This window comes from Paenibacillus vandeheii, from assembly GCF_030433635.1.
In the GTDB taxonomy this organism is placed as follows: Bacteria; Bacillota; Bacilli; order Paenibacillales; family Paenibacillaceae; genus Paenibacillus; species Paenibacillus vandeheii.
This window is the reverse complement of sequence record NZ_JAROCD010000011.1, coordinates 272,637-280,662: the sequence shown is the minus strand read 5'-3', so window position 1 is coordinate 280,662 and position 8,026 is coordinate 272,637. Positions and strand designations below refer to the sequence as shown.

Below are 8,026 nucleotides of genomic sequence, written 5' to 3'. Positions count from 1 at the left end.
GCAGTGGTGGGTAAGCTTTTCTTATCATCTGATTTTTTTAGTCCACACTAAAATTTCCCACGCTATTTATGGATACGATTCTTCATGACTAAAACGAGCTATCCTGCCTTAGTTTAATGAATTGAAGGAAAGATGACGATTAGATACACGCCTAATCGGCAATAGGAACATGTTCTTGTCCAACACGGTAATCGGTACAAGTTCTTGTCCTCAGCAGCTATTTTCAGTCAGATAAGTCGCCTTATTAATACCGAGCAACCGTCTTTAACCTCTCACCTTGTCAGTTGTCACATAACAATGTGAACATGTTCATGTTTTATGATACTTAATGAAGCTTTAAGTGCATGTGATCGATATTTAGATATCCATCTAATCGGCAATCGGACTATGTTCTTGTCCATTTCGGCAATCGGTACAAGTTCTTGTCCTTGGCTCGGGACAAGAACTTGTACCGATAAAATAAAATAGCCGCTAAAATAGCGACTTCAATGGGAACATGTTCTTGTCCCTCGACCCAGTCTGGTGGGTAACTTTCTGTCACTACCACCCTTCACAAATTACCTATCCATGTTGTTTACAGCGTTTCTCATATGGTATCCAATAAATAACGATTTTATACACCTGCATTCAACGAAAAAAGAGCAGCGTGCTAAAAACTGCAATCCGTTCATTGCATATTAAATTTTCGGCTAAGTTTCTTCATTTATTGACGAGATATCATTAAATTACTGGTATATATCTTCCACACAAGTTTACTATCAGTGAAAGTTCCTATCCACCAGTTATTATCACCAGGAAAATAAAACAGAATATCTTCTCTTCCATCACCATTGAAATCCATTACCCAAAACGGCCGGCCGTCATTGATTCCGTGTCCAAAGCCAACAGTGTTACCTAACGGAGAACTTTGGTAGGACTTTATGTCATTCTCCAGTCTGGTAGGTAACTTTATGTCACTCCCACCAAGGATTAGAATTTGTCAATGAATATTGTAATAGAGTCTGATAGAATAAAATGATACTTTTAACATGTAAAAATTAGTCTTATTTACAAAATAAACTAAGGAGATGGTTACGTGTTAAAAAAATTTATCGCTGCTTCTCTTATTACCACTACAATACTCCCTGTTTCAGGAGCCTTTGCAGCTGAAGATGTAAACACAGTATTTCTACCGTCATACACCCCAGCAATCGCTAATGAGTTAAGCAATTCAGATATTTCTACTTTGGCTTTGTCTTCATATTATAAAGTAAATGATTATTCTAACTTCAGAAAAACCCCTTCACCAACAGGAGTAAATATTGGCTCTCATGTATACGGTGATATTGTATATGGTGGCACAGAGAGTGTAATTGCTGATGGCATGACTTATTTATATGTATATAGTTATAAATATCAAACATGGGGATGGGTGCAAAACTACTTTTTAGATAGAATTGAACAACCTTAAAGATATAAAGTAAGAAACGGCATTAAGATAACCTGCTCTACCTCGCATTCAATAAAAAATGAGCAGTCTGTAACTACGTCAGCTGCTCATTTTTTAACCAACCGTTTTTTTATTGACGAGATATCATTAAATTACTGGTATATATCTTCCACACAAGTTTATTATCTGTGAAAGTTCCTATCCACCAGTTATTATCGCCCGGAAAATAAAACAGAATATCTTCTCTTCCATCACCATTGAAATCCCCTACCCAGAACGGTCGACCATCGTTGATCCCATGTCNNNCCGGAAAATAAAACAGAATATCTTCTCTTCCATCACCATTGAAATCCCCTACCCAGAACGGTCGACCATCGTTGATCCCATGTCCAAAGCCAACAGTGTTACCGGCAAGATTCCACTTTAATTCCGATCCATTATAAGAGCCAAGCCACCAGTTATCATCCCCTGGGAAGTAAAAAAGGATCTCATCCATCGTTGAATTAGAAAACCTTCCCGTCCAAAACGGCCGACCGTCATTGATCCCATGTCCAAAACCAGCGGTGTTACCGACGAAATGCCATTTTAGCTCCGTACCTTCAAATACCCCAAGCCACCAATTATCGTCACCTGGGAAATAAAACAGAATATCTTCTCTTCCATCACCATTGAAATCCCCTACCCAGAACGGTCGACCATCGTTGATCCCATGTCCAAAACCAACAGTGTTACCGGCAAGATTCCACTTTAATTCCGATCCATTGTAAGAGCCAAGCCACCAGTTATCATCACCTGGGAAGTAAAATAGAATCTCATCCATTGTGGAATTAGAAAACTTTCCCGTCCAAAACGGCCGACCATCATTGATCCCGTGTCCAAAACCAGCAGTGTTACCGACGAAATACCATTTTAGCTCCGTACCTTCAAATGCTCCAAGCCACCAATTATCGTCACCTGGGAAATAAAACAGAATATCTTCTCTTCCGTCACCATTGAAATCCCCTACCCAGAACGGCCGCCCATCGTTGATCCCATGTCCAAAACCAACAGTGTTACCGGCAAGATTCCACTTTAATTCTGGTCCATTGTAAGAACCGAGCCACCAGTTATCATCACCTGGAAAGTAAAAAAGGATCTCATCGTTATCATTGTTAGAAAATTTTCCTATCCAGGTTGGACAACCTCGTGGTGCTCCACCAAATCCATTTGTATTTCCAATAGGCTTACATTTTGCATTCCCGTCTCCTGTTTTTGAACAAAGCCACCAGTCATTATTTGAATCAAAAAATAACAACTGGTCTTCGCTGCCACTAAATTTACCTATCCAACCAGAAAGTTCTGAATCATTTACGAAGAATAGGCGAATAACGAAGTCTAATGCACACCAAGCTTCAATTCCATTCTCTTGGTTAAGATAACGGTTAATGTACTCGTAGCTCAGGTAACCAAAACCTTTATCTCCCCACCAATCACCCCAAGAATTTTTGAATTTCATCTTTTGATTGGTATCATCATATCCAACAATACATATTGCATGATGACTGCGGTACGTCGAATCTCCTGGAAGAGGAATAATCCCAGTTGTCTTGGCTTCGGTCCAATTGTCATAGACTGGTACTCCCATAACAAAAGGTCCGTTGTTAAATATACTGTTTTTCATTGCGTCTAATGAATCAAGCTTAGCATATGATAAAACTTTATTATCCGCAGCATTTGAATCAGCATTGGGGTGTGGATTATTAACTGAATACGCGATATACGGCCAATATTGCCATTCGCATACCCCACGATCTGTCAGAACTTGCATTGCGGTTCTAATGTAAGTCCCTTCTTGCGGTAAGTTATCAATCTCTTTGCATTTTTGATACAGATATCGCGGTGATAATTCAATGTATTTATTTTCTTCCTTCGATTCTTGAGCCTCTTTCATACCAACAGCACAGGCGAATCCAACACAGGTTCCTTCACTACCCTGGCTTTTAACCGGAGTACCATAAGGCGACTCATATTTTTCAGGAATGGTAGCCAAATTTAACTCGGCAGGGAATTCCCGAATAATAGCAGAAAATAAAATGTCTCTTTCATCCGGCGGGGACGGTACAGCCCCAAACCCAAATTCATCTAATGACATTTCAGACCTCCTACAGGCTTAATTTCTAAGCCTAAGCTTCTGTTACTTGAATAAAATTTATTCATTAGCATTTAGCTGGGGTTATACTGCACTTACCCTTTGATCGTATTTAGACAACTATCTGTTAGTGCAGTGCTAAAAGCCTGTTAAGTTACGATGCACTCGTTTAAAGAGCAGACCCAACAAGTTGAACAGAAAATAGAGAATCCCAGAAGAATGTAGGGTTCTCTATTTTTTGTTCATTATGTGTTGTCATAACCCACTCATTCTCATTAAAGAGTTCAGGTCCAATCTAGCTTGATCATTACAACTAAGAATTACTTAGTACTAACGGAGCAAGATTCTGGTTGATAAATGTTTCTATATATTTATCCAGACTACTTAACTTTCTCCGGGTCTACGTTTCCTCTCAGCTGATTTTTCTTTCAACCTCTTATTAAGCAACAATTGTGCAGTACGAGAGCTAAACGTTTTACCGCATCCTATACATCTGAACCTTGGCGTCCCAGATACAGAATTTACTCCGTATTTATTGGTGTGGGTAGATCCACAGTGTGGGCACCTCGAAACCCTTATGTACTCAGTCCATCCCATTTCAAATTCTTACCTCCGTTCTTAAAATTCTAGTCATTCGTCTTCGGTTGTGTTACCTTCCTGCATCTCTCCAGGTAAATGACCATCCTAAGATTTATCTATAATTTAATTTACATCTATCCCTTTAAATCTGATCTTTCTCTGATATTCATTTTTGTTGATTAACTTACCAATCTCAAATACAGCAGCTAAAGCTAGATTGGTTACAGGCGCAAGATGACTGTTATCAACTACTCTAGTATAATTTACGCCATCACAACTGATATTGTGAAACACTTCATTTTCCATTCTATATATTTCATCTAAATCTAACTTTATTTGGCCTTCATTATTCAAAATACCAGTAGTGATAGAATGGTTTCCACTATTCACGAATGTTACTCCAAATGGTAACCAAAGCTCTAATCGATGATTATCGTCCTGTGTCCAATCACCATACTCTTTGTTTTCGCCAATACAGAGAAATGCTCTCAACAGCCTGTCTATATGCCACGGACGAGTTAAGACTGGGTCCTCTCCTAAATTAATAAGAACTTCTTTTCCAGAGGTTTGAATAATTTCAGAAATGCGTTGTCCAGAGACTCGAGACCTCTCAAGCATTGTATGAAAACTGACAGAATGAGAAAGTGATGTCTTGTACAAGTACTTCTCTCCCTCATCAACTGAAATATAGTGCGTTCGTTTACTTCTCGATCCAGGATTGGGAAGAATTTTGTTAATACCAACTGTAAATACCTTAGCATCATCATGAGTAGAGACGGAGCGATAAACGTTTTTATAAAACTCTTGATTTACTAAACCTTTAATTAAAATATAGATTGGATGAGTATCTCCATATTTGTAATCAGTAGGTGTGTTTAGTATTTCTCTAGCCAGGGATAGTATATTTTCAAACTCTTCTCTTTGCTTATTTTCTTGCTTTAATTTACTTGCTTCTTCTCTTTGCTGAAGTTCCTGTTCTAGTTTCCTAGTATCTTCTCTTTTTCGTTTAAACATGCCATTCCTTCCTTCATCTATTTATTAGCTACTCTTCTTTTGACACACAATTTAATTATAGTAAATGCAGTCAGTACAAACTACTCCACAAGCACCTCATATATCGTCCCTTTAAAAGCTCTAATTCAACAAGATTCCGTAGTAAACCGCTGATTAATATAAGCCCCCAATTCCCAATCCATTGGGCAGAAGGTTATAATGGTTGAAGGCTCTTATAGATGGGGTGAGGTGATTTATTATTTTTAACGACAAGTTGATTAACTCCCTTCAGCATACACATATCCATTTAGTTAAAGAATGGAACTTATCTAAAACCAATCAATTTCTTCCGGAAGAAGTCACAGCTGATTCACACCGAAGAGTTTGGTGGAAATGTGCCTCTGGGCATGAGGAATTTGATCCCATCAGGATTCGTGTTCGAAATAACGGTTGTATTCAATGTAAGCGAGAAGCTAAGAAAATACTAGAAGCTAATAAGGAACTAGATAAAAACCCATTAACGGGCACCTTTACTGATCTGATACATAACCCTAATATGAAGCTCATTGAGGTACTAGGGCTGCCACAGGACTTTACTGCTAACATAAGCATTGAGTCACTTTATGAAGGGGATAATGAATTTGATAGGAGGATTTATCTTTCTCTAAAGCGGTATGGTTTAAATACTGTTGATCAAATCCTGCAACTTACCTACAATAAACTGGATTCTATTAGGAACTTAGGAGAACGATCCCAGATCAAGTTATATACCATTTTGAAATCAAAATTCTGCTGTTGACCCAATTACATTGTGCCTATCGTGGACTCTAACTCCCTTTTACTTCATCTAATGAAAAAGCGAGCTACACATGATTGTGTTAGCTCGCTTTGATAATTCTCTTTTGCTAATACGAATGTTTACTTACTCTCTACTGTTAATGCTTACTCCCACTCTGTTCACTCCATCTCACAATCACGCCAAGTTTACTCTTTTGTGTTAATTTCGATATGCCTTATCAAGGTTAATCCAATAATCAGCCGGTGGCTTAAAGACTTTTGCTAACTCATCAGCAAAATATTGGGTTACTGGTTCTTTACTCATGAAAAAAGACGCTAGACTTTCATTTGCTATTCCTGTTTTCTTTGAGAGATCATCCAGATCCATACCTTTTGCAACCATTAGTTCAATAACCTTGTCTCCAATAGGGAATGCGTTTGGGTTATTAATTTGATTCATAAATTCGCGTATCTCCTTTGTTCATATGTCTTAAAATAACTTTAATTCGATTTAGTTGAAATATATCATTATAAAGTCAGGGTGTAAATCAAATTATACAACTTTGTATGTTTTGATTTACACGTATGTTTACTATGTAAATCAGCTTTATAAGTGCAAACAAGAAGGACCACTTCAATTTCGAAGTGGTCCTTCTTGTTTAATTCGTGTTTTCAAGGAGTTGCCAGAGCCCATCGTATAGTCTTAAGAACCTTCGAGAACCTTATCCTCTATAACAGGAGCAGGAATTTCTGTAATCTCAATCGACTCTTCGGGACCAAAGCTTTGAATCTTCATTGGCATGGAGTCCAGATATTTATACTCCTCCGTTTTAGTTGAACTTCCGATAATATTACCCTCTTTATCTTTTGTGAAAATTTCACGTTTAGTAGGTAATCCAGTATCCAAATCAATGGTTACTATCTCTTTATGAAGGTCATCTTCAGCAAGAGCCTGTTGCTCGTTTTTGTCTGAAGAAGTCAAGGATTTCATTTCATTAGACTCAAGTACCGTCCAATCCTGACTTTCCAGTTCATTCTTCGCCTCTTCTAACAGAGAGATCTGCAGTAACTTTTCATTTTCTGCAGCGATGTTCTCTGGCATAGTCCAGGTGTTACCCACTAACTTCCCTGTTTCAAAATCCCGTCCGTATGAAGTGATTTTCTTCCCGCCATCTTCAATGACGAGTTTATTATGAAGTTGGTTGTCCCGGTATTCCTCCGTGATTTCAGTGAGGTTCTCACGATCACGGTAGCGAATGATGTAGGACCCGTCTTCCATGGTTTCTTTGATGTATTCCACCTTGCCTTGTGTTGCCTTATTGGCAGCACTTAGAACATCACTCTGAGCACTAACTATCGTTGGTTGATTGAGGTACATATAGCCACTTACAGCGACAGCTGCCAGTGGTAATGTTAGCAAAGAAGCCATTGTCTTTTTCTTCACAGGGGATTCCTCCTTTTTTCGCTACAATTATAACGCTTTATTCTGCTTTTAAGTTCCAGCCATTTACAAATCCATTGTCAAAAGTTCCTGATGAGTTTGAACCGGCTTGAAAGTCTTGTACTCTCCAAGCATTCGGGTTGCAAGCAGATGCCTTCAATTCTGAGTCAAAGGATTGTAGGTAATAATTTTCATTCAGACCCTTCATGACGCCACTCATATTGCTACAATCACTTGAGAACATTTGAGTCCATCTGCTCGTTTTTGCTACATAAGTATAATGATAATTGAAAGTTCTATTGCCAACTGTGTTGTACCATGCAGCGTAACCTAGAGCAGCGTTAGCATAATATCCAATACTTGCATTTGGATAATATACACGTTTCCACGCCTGGCTGTCAGCAGTAGTGTTGGAGCATACGCCGTCTGGACAATAGTCAACTAAGTCCGTACCTTGACTCACTTGAGCTATTATTGGATAGGAAGTCCCCATTCCGCTACGTATGTTCAATCCAGCTGTCTTTACGTCATAAACAGGTTGCTTTTTTTGGTATGAAGCTAGGGCAGCATCAATTTTACCGGTTGGTACATAGAATGATACGATTGCAAATACAAATAAGACGAGATACTTACTGCTTAGCTTAGTCCATTTTACCACAAATATTAACCCCCTCCAGAT

8 protein-coding genes are annotated in these 8,026 nt (G+C 38.5%); 2 read left to right on the top strand and 6 right to left on the bottom strand.

Annotated features, from left to right (window positions below):
- Positions 1-1,075 precede the first annotated feature (1,075 nt).
- Complete coding sequence (locus P5G61_RS22590) at positions 1,076-1,450, top strand: hypothetical protein (protein WP_024633620.1); 375 nt, start codon at positions 1,076-1,078, stop codon at positions 1,448-1,450.
- 109 nt (positions 1,451-1,559) lie between these two features.
- On the opposite strand, the gene P5G61_RS22585 is transcribed toward P5G61_RS22590, so the two are convergent.
- The 3 genes from P5G61_RS22585 to P5G61_RS22580 form a co-directional block, all read right to left on the bottom strand.
- On the bottom strand, positions 1,560-3,560 hold the full coding sequence (locus P5G61_RS22585; RefSeq protein WP_301248470.1) for a C1 family peptidase: 2,001 nt from the start codon (positions 3,558-3,560) through the stop codon (positions 1,560-1,562).
- A 381-nt stretch (positions 3,561-3,941) separates the two neighbouring features.
- Positions 3,942-4,154 (bottom strand): transposase-like zinc-binding domain-containing protein, encoded by a 213-nt coding sequence (locus P5G61_RS32080; protein WP_435874268.1) that lies wholly within the window; start codon positions 4,152-4,154, stop codon positions 3,942-3,944.
- 105 nt (positions 4,155-4,259) lie between these two features.
- On the bottom strand, positions 4,260-5,150 hold the full coding sequence (locus P5G61_RS22580) for a DUF6710 family protein (protein WP_024633622.1): 891 nt from the start codon (positions 5,148-5,150) through the stop codon (positions 4,260-4,262).
- Positions 5,151-5,403: 253 nt separating this feature from the next.
- Between P5G61_RS22580 and P5G61_RS22575 the strand changes: the two genes are divergently transcribed.
- Positions 5,404-5,928, top strand: coding sequence for a zinc-ribbon domain-containing protein (locus P5G61_RS22575; protein WP_024633623.1), 525 nt, complete (start codon positions 5,404-5,406; stop codon positions 5,926-5,928).
- A gap of 198 nt (positions 5,929-6,126) precedes the next feature.
- On the opposite strand, the gene P5G61_RS22570 is transcribed toward P5G61_RS22575, so the two are convergent.
- The 3 genes from P5G61_RS22570 to P5G61_RS22560 form a co-directional block, all read right to left on the bottom strand.
- Positions 6,127-6,366 (bottom strand): helix-turn-helix domain-containing protein, encoded by a 240-nt coding sequence (locus P5G61_RS22570; protein WP_024633624.1) that lies wholly within the window; start codon positions 6,364-6,366, stop codon positions 6,127-6,129.
- 243 nt (positions 6,367-6,609) lie between these two features.
- Positions 6,610-7,350, bottom strand: coding sequence for a hypothetical protein (locus tag P5G61_RS22565; protein WP_024633625.1), 741 nt, complete (start codon positions 7,348-7,350; stop codon positions 6,610-6,612).
- A gap of 37 nt (positions 7,351-7,387) precedes the next feature.
- Positions 7,388-8,005 (bottom strand): SH3 domain-containing protein, encoded by a 618-nt coding sequence (locus tag P5G61_RS22560; protein ID WP_301248469.1) that lies wholly within the window; start codon positions 8,003-8,005, stop codon positions 7,388-7,390.
- Between the last annotated feature and the right edge of the window lie 21 nt (positions 8,006-8,026).